The 16,722-nt window shown below is 60.5% G+C and carries 16 protein-coding genes; all 16 read right to left on the bottom strand.

Translation table 11 applies throughout. From position 1 onward, the window contains the following. Positions 1-240 precede the first annotated feature (240 nt). Positions 241-516 carry a DUF1467 family protein gene (locus ACPYOJ_RS15325; protein ID WP_168829212.1) on the bottom strand — a complete coding sequence of 92 codons (276 nt, stop codon included), beginning with the start codon at positions 514-516 and terminating at the stop codon, positions 241-243. A 106-nt stretch (positions 517-622) separates the two neighbouring features. Further along, positions 623-1,027 carry a methylmalonyl-CoA epimerase gene (gene mce / locus ACPYOJ_RS15320; RefSeq protein ID WP_481417021.1) on the bottom strand — a complete coding sequence of 135 codons (405 nt, stop codon included), beginning with the start codon at positions 1,025-1,027 and terminating at the stop codon, positions 623-625. A gap of 4 nt (positions 1,028-1,031) precedes the next feature. Next, a complete protein-coding gene (locus ACPYOJ_RS15315) occupies positions 1,032-2,702 on the bottom strand; it encodes a ribonuclease J (protein WP_481417020.1) in 1,671 nt (556 codons plus the stop codon). 8 nt (positions 2,703-2,710) lie between these two features. Next, complete coding sequence (locus tag ACPYOJ_RS15310; RefSeq protein WP_481417019.1) at positions 2,711-3,475, bottom strand: biotin--[acetyl-CoA-carboxylase] ligase; 765 nt, start codon at positions 3,473-3,475, stop codon at positions 2,711-2,713. Then, entirely contained in the window at positions 3,475-4,920 is a 1,446-nt protein-coding gene (gene nuoN, locus ACPYOJ_RS15305) for an NADH-quinone oxidoreductase subunit NuoN (protein ID WP_481417018.1), read from the bottom strand. The genes ACPYOJ_RS15310 and nuoN overlap by 1 nt, the downstream gene beginning before the upstream one ends. A 16-nt stretch (positions 4,921-4,936) precedes the next feature. Continuing rightward, positions 4,937-6,448 (bottom strand): NADH-quinone oxidoreductase subunit M, encoded by a 1,512-nt coding sequence (locus ACPYOJ_RS15300; protein ID WP_481417017.1) that lies wholly within the window; start codon positions 6,446-6,448, stop codon positions 4,937-4,939. Further along, on the bottom strand, positions 6,448-8,448 hold the full coding sequence (gene nuoL, locus ACPYOJ_RS15295) for an NADH-quinone oxidoreductase subunit L (RefSeq protein WP_481417016.1): 2,001 nt from the start codon (positions 8,446-8,448) through the stop codon (positions 6,448-6,450). Before nuoL ends, ACPYOJ_RS15300 begins: the two co-directional genes overlap by 1 nt. Before the next feature lie 7 nt (positions 8,449-8,455). Continuing rightward, the gene (gene nuoK / locus ACPYOJ_RS15290; protein ID WP_027508541.1) at positions 8,456-8,764 is read right to left on the bottom strand and encodes an NADH-quinone oxidoreductase subunit NuoK; all 309 of its coding nucleotides are present in this window, start codon (positions 8,762-8,764) and stop codon (positions 8,456-8,458) included. A gap of 23 nt (positions 8,765-8,787) precedes the next feature. Then, positions 8,788-9,402 (bottom strand): NADH-quinone oxidoreductase subunit J, encoded by a 615-nt coding sequence (locus tag ACPYOJ_RS15285; protein ID WP_481417015.1) that lies wholly within the window; start codon positions 9,400-9,402, stop codon positions 8,788-8,790. Positions 9,403-9,542: 140 nt separating this feature from the next. Continuing rightward, a complete protein-coding gene (gene nuoI / locus ACPYOJ_RS15280) occupies positions 9,543-10,034 on the bottom strand; it encodes an NADH-quinone oxidoreductase subunit NuoI (RefSeq protein ID WP_481417014.1) in 492 nt (163 codons plus the stop codon). Between the two features lie 40 nt (positions 10,035-10,074). Further along, complete coding sequence (gene nuoH, locus ACPYOJ_RS15275; protein ID WP_481417013.1) at positions 10,075-11,118, bottom strand: NADH-quinone oxidoreductase subunit NuoH; 1,044 nt, start codon at positions 11,116-11,118, stop codon at positions 10,075-10,077. A gap of 12 nt (positions 11,119-11,130) precedes the next feature. Then, positions 11,131-13,212, bottom strand: coding sequence for an NADH-quinone oxidoreductase subunit NuoG (gene nuoG / locus ACPYOJ_RS15270; protein ID WP_481417065.1), 2,082 nt, complete (start codon positions 13,210-13,212; stop codon positions 11,131-11,133). Between the two features lie 174 nt (positions 13,213-13,386). Further along, positions 13,387-14,010, bottom strand: coding sequence for a 5' DNA nuclease (locus tag ACPYOJ_RS15265; protein WP_481417012.1), 624 nt, complete (start codon positions 14,008-14,010; stop codon positions 13,387-13,389). 4 nt (positions 14,011-14,014) lie between these two features. Beyond that, positions 14,015-15,319, bottom strand: a complete 1,305-nt coding sequence (gene nuoF / locus ACPYOJ_RS15260; RefSeq protein WP_481417011.1) for an NADH-quinone oxidoreductase subunit NuoF — start codon at positions 15,317-15,319, stop codon at positions 14,015-14,017. A gap of 10 nt (positions 15,320-15,329) precedes the next feature. After that, positions 15,330-16,487: an NADH-quinone oxidoreductase subunit E gene (locus ACPYOJ_RS15255; protein WP_481417010.1), complete on the bottom strand. Its 1,158-nt coding sequence runs from the start codon at positions 16,485-16,487 to the stop codon at positions 15,330-15,332. A gap of 16 nt (positions 16,488-16,503) precedes the next feature. Beyond that, positions 16,504-16,722, bottom strand: a 219-nt coding sequence (locus ACPYOJ_RS15250) for a hypothetical protein (RefSeq protein ID WP_481417009.1), incomplete at its 5' end; no start/stop codon positions are given.

Here is a 16,722-nt window from a genome sequence, read left to right as displayed (position 1 = left end):
TTAGGCGCGTTCATCGCAGCCCCGGCAACGGTACAGATCACGCGATACTTGAAACAAGGCTTTCAGCCTTGTTTTTTTTTGGTTTTTTATCAGCCATCACCTGCAGAAAGCCGTTTCTGACGTAACGGTAAGGCCACATGCCGTTGCGTGAGTTCTCTGCCGCACTTTTGTGACGCGCGTATGACAGGGATTTTTAATTAGAACAACGGCATATGCTCAAAGATCGAGCAAAAGCTCCAATTATTGGAAATGGGGGCCGATCTGCGGGAGGGCATCGAACCCCCAGCCGAAATAAGTCGACGAAACATACCAGGCGACATAGACGACCGCCGAGATGATCGTCGTCAGCGAGAAGGTGAAGAGCGCCCGAAACCGCGTCGGCGCGCTCGGAACGGTGCCGAGAACGACCTCGTTATCCTCCGCTTGGGTGCGCAGGCCGATGGGCAACACCGCAAAGAGCGTGATCCACCACACGATGAAATAGACCGCAAAGCCCTGTAGAAAAATCTGCAGCATTCTTATGTCCCGAGGTGCGGCTGCGAACATCGCAACAGATACGCTTATAGAGCGGAATAACGGAGAGCTCAAACGGTCTTCCGGTTCTTCTGTTCCGACGGACCAGCTAGACCTGTTCCAGCTCGATCAGGGTACCAAAGAAATCCTTCGGGTGCAGGAAGAGGACCGGCTTGCCATGGGCACCGGTCTTCGGTTCGCCGCTGCCCAGCACCCTCGCCCCGGCATTCACAAGGTGGTCGCGCGCCGCAAGAATATCCGCGACCTCGTAGCAGATGTGGTGCATGCCGCCGGATGGACTCTTTTCCAGGAAGGCGGCGACGGGCGAATTTTCACCGAGCGGCTCCAGCAGCTCTACTTTCGTGTTCGGCAACTCCACGAAGACGACGGTAACGCCATGCTCAGGCAGCGGCTGCGGCGCGGAAACCTTCGCACCGAGCGTATCGCGATAGCTTGCCGTTGCTGCAGCAAGATCGGGAACGACGATGGCGATGTGGTTCACGCGGCCCAGCATCGGATCATACCTTGGTAATGAACGCCGTCACGACCGGCTTCTTGCCCCAGATCTGGTTCGCCGCGGCGCGGACCGCCCGGCGCACTGCCTCCTGCAGCATATTAAGGTCCTTGCGGCGGGCGCGCGGAATGCTTTCTATTGCGCCGACGACGGCGTCAAAGAGTGCGTCTTCCATGTCGTCGCCCTCGTCGTCAAAGACCGGAAGCCCGACCGCAACCAGGTCAGGGTCGCCGATGATGTCAAAGCGGCTGTCGATCACGACGTTGACGGCGACATGGCCGACATAGGAAAGCTTCTTGCGCTCGCCAATGCCCATTTCGTCGAAATCGCCGATAAGCAAGCCGTCCTTGTAAATCCGCCCGTGCGGCGCCTCGTCGATGACTTCGGCCGGACCAGGCGCCAGGCGCAGCACGTCACCGTTACGCACGCGCGGCACCATGCCGATACCGGATTGCTCCGCCAGCTCCTTGTGCGCGGTCAGGTGCGTTGCCTCGCCGTGCACCGGCACGACGATCTTCGGCCGCGTCAGCTCGTACATCTTCTGCAGCTCATTGCGGCGAGGATGACCGGAGACGTGAACCAAGGCCTCGCTGTCGGTGATGACGTGCACGCCCTGCTCGATGAGACCATTCTTGATGTCCTGAATCGCCTTCTCGTTTCCCGGTATGGCGCGCGACGAGAAGACAACGATATCGCCGGCGGAGAATGCGACGTTGCGCATCTCGTCACGCGAAAGCTTGGCGAGTGCGGCACGCGGCTCGCCCTGGCTGCCGGTCAGGATAACCACGACCTTGTCACGCGGAATATAGCCATACTCGTCTTCCGCGATGAACGGCTTGATACCTTCCATCAGCCCGATATCGCGCGAGACGTCGACGACGCGCTTCAGCGAACTTCCAAGCAGCAGGACTTCACGGCCAGCAGCCTCAGCGGCCTCGGCAATGGTGCGGATGCGGCCGACGTTGGAGGAGAAGGTGGTAACCGCCACCCGGCCTTCGGCATCCTCGATGATCTTGGCAAGGCTTTCCGAAACGTCTTTCTCGGACGGCGACACACCGTCACGCAGCGCATTGGTGGAATCGCACATCAGAGCCAACACGCCTTCATCGCCGAGTTGGCGGAAGCGGGTCTCGTTGGTGAGCGGCCCAAGCGAAGGCTCGTGGTCGATCTTCCAGTCGCCGGTATGAATGACGTTCCCCAGAGGCGTGCGGATCATCAGCGACATCGGCTCGGGGATCGAGTGGTTGACAGCGACGCCCTCGATGCTGAACGGACCGACATTGATGGTATCGCCGGCCTTGAAGATTGTGACCGGCACCTCGCCGATTGCGTCCTTCTCGAAATTGCGCTTGGCTTCCAGCAGCCCTGCTGTGAACGGCGAACCGTAGACGGGAACATTCAGGCCCGGCCAAAGGTCGGCCAGCGCGCCATAGTGATCCTCATGCGCATGTGTGATGATGATCGCCTTGAGGTTCTTACGCTCCTTGGCGAGATAACCGATATCCGGCAGCACCAGATCGACGCCCGGCAGGTCCGGGCCGGGAAAGGTGACGCCGCAGTCAACCATGATCCACTGGCGGTTATCCGCCCGGCCATAACCGTACAGCGCGAGATTCATTCCAATTTCGCCGACGCCGCCCAGAGGCAGAAATACCAGTTCGTCCTGTTTTGCCATAAGCTCAGCTATCCAAAAAACACATCTCCGGCGGCAATCTGCATCATCTTGCCCGCGCCGGTTTTAAGCATCAACAAGCCATTATCATCAATTCCGACGAATTGCCCGGAAATCGAACGGTCCGGCAGATTGACCGTGATCTTCTCCCCGATGCCGCAAGCGACATCGCGCCAGCGGGCGGCAATCTCGCGAATGCCGCGCCCCTCGCTCCAGATGTCGAGCACCTCTGCCATCGAGCGGAAGAGATGGGCAAAGAGCTCTTCCGGAGAGGCAGCACTTCCATGCTCACGCAGACAGGTGACCGGATAGAGCGGACTGTCCGGCATGACCGAGACATTGACGCCGATCCCGATGACCAAAGCCTGACGGCCATCGTCCAGCCGTTCGCCTTCCACGAGAATTCCACAGGTCTTCTTGCGGCAGATCAGAATGTCGTTCGGCCACTTCACCTCAAGCGGTGCGCTGCCCGGCGGCAGAACCATCCGGATCGCCTGATGCACGGCAACCGCGATCGCCAGCGGAAGCGACGCCAGGCGCTCCACCGGCGCCGGCTCGATCAAAAGAAGAGAAGCGTAGAGATTTCCCCGTTCCGACGCCCAGGCGCGGCCACGGCGACCGCGTCCGCTCGTCTGCCTTTCGGCGGTCACCCAGAGGAACCCGGGGTCGCCAGCCCGGGCTCGGGCAAGGCATTCGCTATTCGTGGATGACGTTTCAGACAGCGCCTCGTGCCGGAAATCGCCGAGCGATATCCGGCGCCGTGTGGGAGACGCCATCAAAAGAGAGTCGCCGCCGCAAGCTCGGTCGCAACACCGATCGGCCCGGCAAAAAAGATATACGCCAGAACGAATGCTCCAGAAAGGCCGAAGACCAAGCGAAGCGCGCCGGGCACGCGGCCGAACTCATCCGTCGCTTCATCGAACCACATCAGCTTGATGATACGCAGATAGTAGTAGGCGCCGACGACCGATGACAGAAGGCCGATGAGGGCGAGCGCGTAAAGCTTGGCCTCGACGGCGGCCACGAAGACGAAGTACTTCGCGAAGAAGCCTGCAAGCGGCGGAATGCCCGCGAGCGAGAACATCAGGATCGTCAGGATCGTCGCCATGAAGGGGTTCGTGCTCGAAAGGCCGGCGAGTTCATCAACGGCTTCAACGACTGTGCCGTCCTTGCGGCGCATCGACATGATAATCGCGAAGCTGCCGAGGGACATGACGAGATAGATGAGCATGTAAAGCATCACGCCGGCTACGCCGTCGGGGTTGCCGGCGGCGAGCCCGACCAGTGCAAAGCCCATGTGACCGATCGAGGAATAGGCCATCAGGCGCTTGATGTTCCTCTGGCCGATCGCGGCAAAGGACCCGAGCACCATCGACGCGATCGAGACGAACACCACCACCTGCTGCCAGTCGGCGATGATCGGCTGGAAGGCAGTGATGACGATGCGCGTCATCATCGCCATCGCAGCAACCTTCGGCGCGCTTGCAAGGAAGGCAGTGACCGGCGTCGGGGCGCCTTCGTAGACGTCCGGGGTCCACATGTGGAAAGGAACGGCCGAAAGCTTGAAGGCGATGCCTGCGAGGATGAAGACCAGCCCGAAGATCAGGCCGAGCGACCGCGCGCCTTCGACGGAAAGCGCCTGAGCGATGGCGACGAACTGCGTGTGGCCTGTGAAGCCATAAACCAGCGACATTCCGTAGAGCAGCAAGCCTGAAGAAAGCGCACCAAGAACGAAGTACTTGAGGCCAGCTTCCGAGGACTTCAGGTTCTCGCGGTTGATTGCCGCGATGACGTAGATTGACAGCGACTGCAACTCGAGGCCGAGATAAAGGGCGATCAGGTCGTTTGCCGAGATCATCAGCAGGACGCCTAGCGTGGCGAGCACGACCAGGACCGGAAACTCGAACTTGTCGAGCTGATTTTCCCTTGCGTGGCCAATCGACATGAAAAGCGCCGCGAAGGAGCCGATAAGCGCCGTCACCTTCATGAAGCGGGAGAAGCCGTCCGCCCGGTAGACACCGCCATAAGCAACGCCTTCGGCCGGCACGAAGATCAGCCAGAGCGCCGACGCGGCAAACAGGATCATCGCGAGCACGCTCACCACGCGCCCGGACCGCTCGCCCGCGAATACGCCGATCATGAGCAGGACAAGGGCGCCGACCGCCAGGATGAGTTCCGGCGCGGAAAGATGCAGGCTGGCAAAGAGTGTTTCAGCAGTCATTTCCAAAGTCCCGTCATCATTTCACAAGCAGTGCGGTGCTCGGCAGGGCGTCGACTGCCGCGCGGTAATTGTTGATTAGCAGATCCACTGAAGCAGCCGACGCATCAAAGACCGGAGCAGGATAGATACCGAAGAAGATGATCACCGCCATCAAGGGATAAACGATGAACTTCTCGCGGAAGGAGATATCCAGCAGCTCCTTGATCGATTGCCTTTCGAGCGCACCAAAGATGATGCGACGATAAAGCCAGAGCATATAGGCAGCCGACAGGATCACACCTGAGGCCGCGAAAATTGCGACCCAGGTGTTGACGCGGAATATGCCGATCACCGTCAGAAACTCGCCGACGAAACCGGATGTTCCCGGCAAGCCGACATTGGCCATGGTGAATACCATCAGAGCGGTGGCATACCGCGGCATCGTGCTGACCACGCCGCCATAGTGCGAGATGTCGCGGGTATGGGTGCGTTCATAGATGACGCCGACGCAGAGGAAGAGCGCGCCCGAGATGATGCCGTGCGACAGCATCTGGAAGATCGCACCATGAATGCCTTCCTGGTTCACGGCGAAGATACCCATCGTCACGTAGCCCATATGCGCCACCGACGAATAAGCGATCATCTTTTTGATGTCGGTCTGCATCAGCGACACCAGCGATGCGTAGATGATGGCGGTTATCGACAGACCGAAGATGAGCGGCGCGAAGTACTCCGACGCATGCGGGAACATCGGCAGGGAGAACCGCAGGAAGCCATAGCCGCCGAACTTCAGGAGCAACGCTGCAAGGTCGACGGAGCCAGCCGTAGGAGCCTCGACGTGCGCGTCCGGCAACCAGGTGTGGAAGGGCCACATCGGTACCTTGACGGCAAAGGACGCGAAGAACGCAAGCCAGAGCCACGTCTGCATTTCCGGGGAGAAATGATGGCCGAGGAGTGCCGGGATCGACGTCGAGCCAACCTCGATATAGCACGCAATGATGGCGATCAGCATGAAGATGGAGCCAAGCAGCGTGTAGAGGAAGAACTTGAACGTCGCGTAGATGCGCCGAGGTCCGCCCCACACACCGATGATCAGGAACATCGGGATAAGGCTGGCTTCGAAGAACACGTAGAAGAGGACAATGTCCATGGAGGCGAAAACGCCGATGATCAGCGTTTCCAAGACCAGGAAGGCGATCATGTAATCCCGGGGGCGCAGCGTAATCGCATTCCAGCTCGTCAACACGCCGAAAGGCATCAGGAAAGTCGCGAGGACGACGAACAGAACTGAAATTCCGTCGACGCCGACGTGGTAGGAGATCCCGTTCGCCATCCAGGCGTATTGCTCCACCATCTGGTAGCTGGGGCTGTTACCATCGAAGCCGAACCAGACGACCAGAGAGAGAAGGAAGGTGACAATGGTCGTCACGAGCGAAATGATCATGACGTTCTGGCGACCGTGTGGGCCGTCGTCGCGCATGAACAACAGCAGTAACACACCGACCATCGGCAAGAAGATGACCGTTGAAATGATAGGCCAATCGGTCATCAGATAGAACTCCCGAGCATCATCCAGGTAACGAGCGCCGCAATGCCGATCAGCATGGCGAAGGCATAGTGATAAAGGTAACCGGTCTGCAGACGGACCACGCGATTGGTGACGTCGAGGACACGGGCGGCAACGCCGTTCGGTCCGTAGGTATCGATGACGCCGATGTCACCCTTCTGCCAAAGGAAGCGGCCGAGGCCCTTTGCGGTACGGACGAAGAGAAAATCGTAAAGCTCGTCGAAGTACCACTTGTTGAGCAGGAACCGGTAGAGCACCCGGTGCTGGTGCGCGAGCGTGCGCGGCGTCGACGGCGACTTGATGTACATATACCAGGCCGTGACGAAGCCGATGAGCATCGCGATGAAGGGGCTGAGGCCTACCCAAACCGGAACGTGGTGGAATTCTTCCAGTAGTTCGTTCTCGGCGCTGGTGAAGAGCGCGCCCTTCCAGAACTCGGCATACTCCTCGCCGTAGAAGCGGCCTTCGAACAGGACGCCGGCGAAGACTGCACCGATCGCCAGAATGTAGAGCGGCACGAGCATGACCTGCGGAGATTCGTGAACGTGGTGCATCACCTCATGGGAGGCGCGCGGCCGGCCGAAGAAGGTGAGGAAGATAAGGCGCCAGGAATAGAAGCTCGTGAACAGAGCCGCGATCACCAGCAGCGTAAAGGCGAAGCCTGCTGCCGGAGAGTGCGAGGCAAACGCAGCCTCGATGATCACGTCCTTGGAGAAGAAGCCGGCGAAACCGATCGGCGTGAAGGGAATGCCGACGCCGGTCAGCGCCAGCGTGCCGATCGTCATCATCGCGAACGTCATCGGAATGTGCCCGCGAAGGCCGCCCATGTGGCGCATGTCCTGCTCGCCATCGACGGCATGGATCACGGAGCCGGCGCCGAGGAACAGCAGCGCCTTGAAGAAGGCGTGCGTAAAGAGGTGGAAGATCGCCGCGCCATATGCCCCGACGCCGAGCGCCACGAACATATAGCCGAGCTGCGAGCAGGTCGAGTAGGCGATGACGCGCTTGATGTCGTTCTGCACGAGGCCGACGGTTGCCGCGAAGAAGGCAGTGATCGCGCCGACGACCGTAATGACGGTCAGAGCGTCCGGCGAAAGTTCAAAGAGCGGCGACATGCGGGCGACAAGGAAGACACCTGCAGTCACCATGGTTGCGGCATGGATGAGTGCTGAAACCGGCGTCGGGCCTTCCATGGCATCCGGCAGCCAGGTATGCAGCGGGACCTGCGCGGATTTACCCATGGCGCCCATGAAGAGCAGGAGGCAGGCCGCTGTCAGCGCATGCGACTTGTCGAGGTGCATACCGAGGAAATTGAGAACGATCTGACCGCCCTCACCTCCGCTTTCCGCAGGGGCGAAGCTCGAGGCGTTGCCGAAGATCGTATCAAGGCCGATCGAACCGAAAAGGTAGAACACAGCGGCAATGCCGAGAAGGAAACCGAAATCGCCAATGCGGTTGACGATGAAAGCCTTCATCGCGGCTGCGTTCGCCGACGGCTTCTTGTACCAGAAACCGATCAGCAGATAGGACGCAAGGCCAACGCCCTCCCAGCCGAAGAACAGCTGCAGCAGGTTGTCGGAGGTCACCAGCATCAGCATGGCGAAGGTAAAGAACGAGAGATAGGCGAAGAAGCGCGGGCGATGCGGATCATGATGCATGTATCCGATCGAGTAGATGTGTACGAGCGACGAGACCGTGTTGACGACGATCAGCATGACGGAGGTGAGCGTATCGATGCGCAGCGACCAGGAAGAATCGATGCCACCGGACTGGATCCAGCGCAGCACCTCGACCTTGATCGGCCCACCCTCGAGATGACCCAAGCCGACCGTGAAGAAGACGTACCAGGAAAGAATGGCGGCGATGACCAGCAGACCGGATGTGACGTATTCCGACGCCTTTGCACCGATCGCACGGCCGAAAAAGCCGGCGATGATCGCGCCGATCAAGGGAAGAAAGACAATAGCCTTATAGAGGAACATGAGCCACTCAGCCCTTCATCATATTGACGTCTTCGACCGCGATCGAGCCGCGGTTACGGTAGAAGACAACGAGAATTGCAAGACCGATCGCCGCTTCGGCCGCGGCAACCGTCAGAATGAATAGTGCGAAGACCTGGCCGACGATGTCGTTGAGGAACGACGAGAAGGCGACCATGTTGATGTTGACCGAGAGCAGGATGAGTTCGACCGACATCAGGATGATGATGACGTTCTTCCGGTTGAGGAAGATGCCGAAGATGCCGATCGTGAAGAGGATGGCGCTGACCGTCAGGTAATGGGAAAGACCGATGACCATGTTCTTTGTTCCTTGTCCCTGCCTCAGACGCCCTGCCCCGGCTTGACCGTGACCACCTCGACGGCGGTCTCGGGCGTGCGGGCAACCTGTCTGGAAATATTCTGCCGGCGGATGTTGGTGCGGTGCTTGAGCGTCAGCACGATCGCGCCGATCATGGCGACGAGAAGGACCAGACCGGCGATCTGGAAGTAGAAGATGTAGTTCGTATAGAGCACATCGCCGAGCGCGGCGGTATTGGTGCGCTCGGTAATGGCCGGGATCGGCATGCCGACGTTCTTTGCGACGTTGGGCGAGATCACGCTGCCGCCGGCGACGATGATCAGTTCGGCCGCAAGGATCAGGCCGATCAGCGCGCCGACCGGCGCATATTCGAGGACGCCCGCGCGCAGCTCCGCGAAGTCGATGTCGAGCATCATCACCACGAAAAGGAAGAGAACCGCGACCGCGCCGACATAGACGACGAGCAGGATCATCGCCAGGAACTCAGCTCCCAAGAGCAGGAACAGGCCAGCGGCATTGAAGAAGGTCACGATGAGGAACAGAACCGAGTGAACCGGGTTCTTTGCCCAGATGACCATGAACGCCGACGCTACCGCGACAAAGGCGAAAAGATAGAAAAATAGAGCCTGCAGACCCATGTTGGTGCCTTTTTCATCTTCCCCCGGGCAGCCGGGAGTTCCCTGCCCGATGGAGCTTCGCGAGCGTCAAGCCAGCAACAGCTCCGGTGCATGTTGACCGCGGGAGGCAAGTGCCCGCCGCGCGGCATTTCAAATTCCGATCAACGGTATGGCGCATCTATCGCAATGTTGCGGGCGATTTCGCGCTCCCAGCGATCTCCATTATCGAGAAGCCGCTGCTTGTCGAAATAAAGTTCTTCGCGGGTTTCCGTGGCGAACTCGAAGTTCGGGCCTTCGACGATGGCATCGACCGGGCACGCTTCCTGGCAGAAGCCGCAATAGATGCACTTCACCATGTCGATGTCATATCGCACGGTGCGGCGCGTGCCGTCGTTGCGGCGGGGACCCGCCTCGATGGTGATCGCCTGAGCTGGACAGATCGCTTCGCAGAGCTTGCAGGCGATGCAGCGCTCCTCACCGTTCGGATAGCGGCGCAACGCATGTTCGCCGCGGAACCGCGGGCTGACCGGATTCTTCTCGAAGGGGTAATTGATCGTCGCCTTCTGACGGAAGAAATAGCGCATCGACAAGAAGAATGCGCCGACGAATTCCTTGAGGAACAGCGAGCTGACGGCGTTAGACAAGCTAGCCATCTTCAACCTCCAAATTTGCTGGAAACAACGGCGGACATCATCATGCCCATCCCGTCAGTTTCAGCACGAATGCAACGATGACGACCATGGCGAGCGACAGCGGAAGGAAGACCTTCCAGCCGAGGCGCATCAGCTGGTCGTAGCGGTAGCGCGGCACGAAAGCCTTGACCATCGCGAACATGAAGAACACCAGGCACGCCTTCAGCGTGAACCAGATGATGCCCGGTACCCAATTCAGGAACCAAACGTCAACCGGAGGCAGCCAGCCGCCGAGGAAGAGGATCGTCGTCAGCGCGCACATCAGGCAGACGGCCGCGTATTCGCCGAGCATGAACATCATGTACGGCGAAGAGCCGTATTCGACCATGAAGCCGGCAACCAACTCTGATTCTGCTTCCGGAAGGTCGAAGGGCGGACGATTGGTTTCAGCCAGAGCCGAGATGAAGAAGACGATGAACATCGGGAACAGTGACAGCCAGTGCCAGTCGAGGAACGACGGTGGCAGGCCGAGCTTGGTGCCGAGGCCGGTCTGCTGCGAAAGAACGATGTCCGTCATGTTCAGCGAACCGACGCAGAGGAGAACGGTGACGATGACGAAGCCGATCGAGACTTCGTAGGACACCATCTGCGCCGCCGAGCGAAGCGCGCCAAGGAACGGGTACTTCGAGTTCGAAGCCCAGCCGCCCATGATGATGCCGTACACTTCGAGCGACGAGATCGCGAAGATGTAGAGAATGCCGACGTTGATGTTGGCGATGACCCAGCCATCCGCCAGCGGTACGACAGCCCAGGTGGACAGCGCCAGAAGCACGGTGACGAGCGGTGCGAGCAGGAACACGACCTTGTTTGCGCCCGCCGGAATGATCGGCTCCTTGAAGACGAACTTCAGAAGGTCGGCGAAGGACTGGAAAAGGCCGAAGGGACCGACGACGTTCGGGCCGCGGCGAAGCTGCACCGCTGCCCAGATCTTGCGGTCGGCAAGCAGGACATAGGCGATGAAGATCAGAAGGCAGACCAAGAGGAGAAGCGACTGGCCGACCATGATGAGGCCCGGCCAGACATATGTCGAAAAGAATGAGTCCATGGTCCCCTGCCCTTACTCTGCCGCGACTTTGAAGTTGTTGCGGGCCAATGCGGAGCATTCGGCCATGACAGCCGAGGCACGCGCTATCGGGTTCGTCAAATAGAAGTCTTTGACGGGTGAAGCAAACCCGGATTTGTTCATCTTCCCGGCTTTTTTGGCCAGTGCGGCAATTTTGGCGCTGTCTGGTTGTGCGATCTCGTCGAGGGCCGCGAAATGCGGGAACACGGCATAGAGTTTCGAGCGCAGTTCGGCAAGCGAGTCAAAGGGAAGCTTCTTGCCGAGGACGTCGGAAAGCGCACGCAGGATCGCCCAGTCTTCGCGCGCGTCGCCGGGTGCGAAACCGGCACGGTTGCCCATCTGGACGCGGCCTTCGGTGTTGACCCAGATGCCCGACTTTTCGGTGTAGGCGGCAGCCGGCAGAATGACATCGGCATTGTGCGCGCCGTTGTCGCCATGCGAACCGATATAGACCGTGAGCTTGGCAGCCTTGCGCGAGAAATCGAGCTCGTCTGCACCGAGCAGGAAGAGCACATCCATCGAGGCGAGCATGTCAGCGGCATTGACGCCCTTGGTGCCTGGCACGAAACCGAGATCGAGGCCCCCGACGCGCGAAGCGGCCGTATGAAGCACGGCAAAACCGTTCCAGCCGTCCACAACAGCACCGACAGCGTCCGCGAGCTTTGCAGCGCTTGCGAGCACACCGGCACCGTCGCCACGCGCCAGAGCGCCCTGCCCGATGATGATCAACGGCTTCTTGGCCTCGGTCAGGACCGAGGCGAAGCCATGGTTGCCGTCAACCAGCTCCTTCAGCGTGTCCGGGCCGGAGCCGAGATATTCGTACTGATAGCGCAGGTCGGCGGCTTCGCCGATCACACCGATCGGGAAACCACCCCGGCGCCAGCGCTTGCGGATGCGGGCGTTGAGCACCGAGGCTTCGTAGCGCGGATTGGCGCCGATGATGAGAAGTGCGTCCGCTTCTTCGATGCCCTGGATCGTCGGGTTGAAGATGTAGCTTGCGCGGCCGAGCGACGGATCAAGTGCCGTTCCATCCTGGCGGCAATCGAGGTTCTCGGAGCCGAGCGACTTCACCAGCTCGGAGAGCGCGTACATTTCCTCGACGGAAGCGAGGTCACCGGCAACAGCGCCGATCTTGTCGCCGGTCGCTGCAGCGACGGCCGTCTTGATGGCGCCGAAGGCTTCTGCCCATGTCGCTGGCTGGAGACGGCCATCCTTGCGAACGTAAGGGCGATCCAGACGCTGCGTCTTCAGGCCGTCCCAGATGAAGCGGCTCTTGTCGGAGATCCACTCTTCATTGATGGCTTCGTTGACGCGCGGCAGGACGCGCATGACCTCGCGGCCGCGGGTATCGACGCGGATCGCCGAACCAAGCGCGTCCATGACGTCGATCGATTCCGTCTTGTTCAGTTCCCACGGACGGGCCGTGAAGGCGAAAGGCTTCGAGGTCAGCGCACCAACCGGGCAAAGGTCGACGATGTTGCCCTGCAGCTCGGAGGTCATCGCCTGCTCGAGATAGGTGGTGATTTCGGCGTCTTCGCCGCGGCCGATCAGACCGAGTTCCGAGATACCGGCAACTTCCGTCGTGAAGCGGACGCAACGCGTGCAGTGAATGCAGCGGTTCATGACCGTCTTGACGAGCGGGCCGATGTACTTGTCTTCGACGGCGCGCTTGTCTTCCTGATAGCGGGACGTATCGATGCCGAAAGCCATCGCCTGGTCCTGCAGGTCGCATTCGCCGCCCTGGTCGCAGATCGGGCAGTCGAGCGGATGGTTGATCAGCAGGAATTCCATCACGCCTTCGCGGGCCTTCTTGACCATCGGCGTGTTGGTGAAGACTTCGGGCAATTCGCCGTTCGGGCCGCCGCGGATGTCGCGCACGCCCATGGCGCAGGATGCCTGCGGCTTCGGCGGGCCGCCCTTCACTTCGACAAGACACATGCGGCAATTACCGGCGACCGACAGCCGCTCGTGGAAGCAGAAGCGCGGAACTTCAGCACCAGCCTCTTCGCATGCCTGCAGCAGCGAAAAATGATCCGGGACTTCGATCTCGTTGCCGTCAATCTTCAGTTTTGCCATCGTCACTCAGTCCTGTTTCCTGTTCGCCGGATGGCGGCAAACAAACCCATTCTGCAACATTTGCCGCTGCCAGGCAGGATTTTGTCCCCGCAGGCACCGGTGTCGCCCAAATTCTCTATCCGGCTTCGGCAACCGAAACCGGGTCCGCGGCTGCTTTGCGGCAGCCGCAAAAGATCAAGTCCGCTTGCGGCCCTTCGCAACAAGCGCCTTCGCCTGACCCGTCCAATCATCACGGGCGATGCGGCCGTCGAAACCGAGTTCGGCGTCGATCTTGGCGATATCCGCATCCGTCCAGGCCGCGATCTCGGCAAAGGTCCGAATGCCCCTTGCGTTCAACACCTGCTCCAGCTTCGGCCCGATGCCGGCAATCCGCTTCAGGTCGTCGGCTTTCCTTGCTCGTACCGTCGGCTTCTTTGGCGCCGCAGGTTGCCTCGGCGCCGATGCCTTCTGTTCCGCTACCGGGACAATCGCAAGCTTGGCCGTCTTCACCGCTGCCGGCCGGATATGTTCCGGCTTGATCCGCACTTCCGGCTTGGGTTCTTCCGGCGGCGTGTCGTCGAGCGCTTCCGCCAATCTGTGCGTAGCCTCGAACGCACCCTGCATCGCGCCCAGGAATGCACCCGCCATCTGCGTCGAGAAGCCGAAACCGATCGCGGTCGCGGCCGCCATCGCGGCGACGGGCGGCGCCATCAGCGGATGCACCGGCAAAGTACGCTCCAGCATCTCGACAGCAAGCCGGCCGAAGTCGGCCGAGAGATCGGTCGCGCCTTCCTTCCATGCACTGTGAGATGCCTTCATCTTTCTACTCCGCAGCTTCGAGGACCGCGCCGTGATCCAGTGCGCTCGCCGTGTACTGGTCGATACGCGCCTCGATTTCCGGGCGGAAATTACGGATCAGACCTTGCACCGGCCATGCGGCGGCGTCGCCGAGCGCGCAGATGGTGTGGCCTTCGATCTGCTTCGTTACCTGGAAGAGCATGTCGATCTCGCGCTTGTGGGCATTGCCCTTGGCCATGCGCTCCATCACGCGCCACATCCAGCCGGTGCCTTCGCGGCACGGCGTGCACTGGCCGCAGCTCTCGTGCTTGAAGAAAGCCGAGATGCGGGCGATCGCCTTGATGACGTCGGTGGACTTGTCCATGACGATCGCGGCGGCCGTACCGAAGGACGAACCGACTGCACGCAGACCGTCGAAATCCATCGGGCAGTCGATGATGTCCTTGGCAGGAACGATCGGGCACGATGCGCCACCGGGAATGACGGCAAGCAGGTTGTCCCAGCCGCCGCGGATGCCGCCGCCATGACGATCGACGAGCTCGCGGAAGGTGATGCCCATCTCTTCTTCGACGGTGCACGGCTTGTTGACGTGGCCGGAGAGCATGAAGAGCTTGGTGCCGACATTGTTCGGACGGCCGATCGAGGAGAACCAGGCTGCACCACGGCGAAGGATCGTCGGCGCGACGGCGATCGACTCGACGTTGTTGACCGTCGTCGGGCAGCCGTAGAGACCCATATTGGCCGGGAACGGCGGCTTCAGGCGCGGCTGGCCCTTCTTGCCCTCCAGGCTTTCGAGCAGCGCGGTTTCCTCGCCGCAGATATACGCGCCGGCGCCGTGGTGGACGAAGATGTCCATGTCCCAGCCGAGCTTGTTGTTCTTGCCGAGCAGACCGTAATCATAGCATTCGTCGATCGCTGCCTGCAGGGCTTCACGCTCGCGGATATATTCGCCACGGACGTAGATGTAGGCGGTATTGGCACCCATCGCGAAGCTCGCGATAACGCAGCCTTCGATCAGCGTATGCGGATCGTGACGCATGATGTCGCGGTCCTTGCAGGTCCCCGGCTCCGACTCGTCGGCATTGACGACGAGATAGTGCGGGCGGCCATCGCTTTCCTTCGGCATGAAGGACCACTTCAGACCAGTCGGAAAGCCTGCGCCACCACGGCCGCGAAGGCCGGAGGCCTTCATCTCGTTGACGATCCAGTCGCGGCCCTTTTCCAGGATCTGCTTGGTGCCGTCCCAATGGCCGCGGCTCATCGCGCCTTTCAGGGATTTGTCCTTGAGGCCGTAGATGTTGGTAAAGATGCGGTCTTTATCTTGTAACATGCTTCACCTCTTACCGCGGCTTCTTACCGAAGACCTTGATATATTCCGCTTCGCCGCCCTTGGCGAGCGCCTTGGCCTGCTTGACCCAGTCGTCGCGCTCGATGCGGCCCTTGAAATTCAAGTATCCGTCGACCCATTCGCGCTCGGCCTTCTTCCAGCCTGCGACCTGTGCGTAGGTGAAGATGCCGAGTTCGTTCAAAGTGCTTTCGATCTTCGGACCGACGCCCGAGATCAACTTGAAATCGTCCGGCGCTGCCGGTTTTTCGATGCCAGCCGGGCGGTTCTTGTCGGTCAGCGACGGCTTTGCCGCGACCGGAGCCCCCTGCCCCTTGCTGCCCGGCGTCTTCGCTTCCGAAACGCTTGCAGCCGTTCCGGAAAGCGGCTGCGTTTCCGCAGCTTTCGCGTTTTTCGCCGCGGACTTGGGCGCCGTGTGGGGCGTCTTCAGTGCTGGATTGGTTTCAGCGTCCGTGCTCTTCGGCCGGCCGGCCTCGGCGGGAGGCAGGCTTACCGCGTCTTCTGCGGGCTGCTTGGCGGAGGTCTTCGCCGTCGGCTTTGGGTCCGCCGTCAGAAGCGTCGTCGGGCCACCTGCGGGCGACGAGAAATGACGGTCGATCTGCGGGCCGGGCGTGACGCTTGCGCCAATGCCGGCATCGAAGGAATGGATGATCTCTTCCAGGCGCTCCGGCGTCAGGTCCTCGTAGGTGTCCTTGCCGATCATCACCATCGGCGCGTTGACACAGGCGCCGAGACATTCGACTTCCTCCCAGGAGAGCGTGCCCTCGGCGTTCCTCTCGAAGGGATGATCATGGATCTTGCTCTTGCAGACCTTTATCAGACCTTCGGCGCCGCGCAACATGCAGGGCGTGGTGCCGCACACCTGAACGTGCGCGCGCGTTCCGACGGGAGCAAGCTGGAACTGCGTGTAAAAGGTCGCGATCTCGAGGACGCGGATATAGGCCATGCCCAAAATGTCGGCGACCTTCTCGATCGCCGCGCGGGTCACCCAGCCCTCCTGCTCCTGCGCCCGCATCAACAGCGGAATGACTGCCGATTGCTGACGGCCCGCGGGATATTTCTTGATCGTCTTGTCCGCCCAAGCCGCGTTCTCGTCATTGAAGGCGAATGCGGCAGGCTGGAATTGATCTTCGGCTAGTCGACGAACAGACATTCTTTCTCACGCCTTGTCAGTTTAGGGTCCCACACCGGGAGGCAGCCAGAGACTGCATCTCGCAGGCATAGGCCGACTGGTCTTTCTGCATAAACACAACGAACTTGTTGCCGTTCGGAACGGCAGCCTTGATTTCATAGCCCTGGGACAACAGCACACTCATGGAGGTGTTCGCGGCCGGAGGCGGCGCTACTTCGGGCGCGCCCAGCTTCTGTCCGAAGCCCTGATTGTCCTG

The sequence above is a fragment of the Rhizobium sp. SVR5-9E genome, from assembly GCF_056755095.1.
The sequence above is the reverse complement of the archived record's forward strand: the minus strand, read 5'-3'. Positions and strand labels throughout refer to the sequence as shown.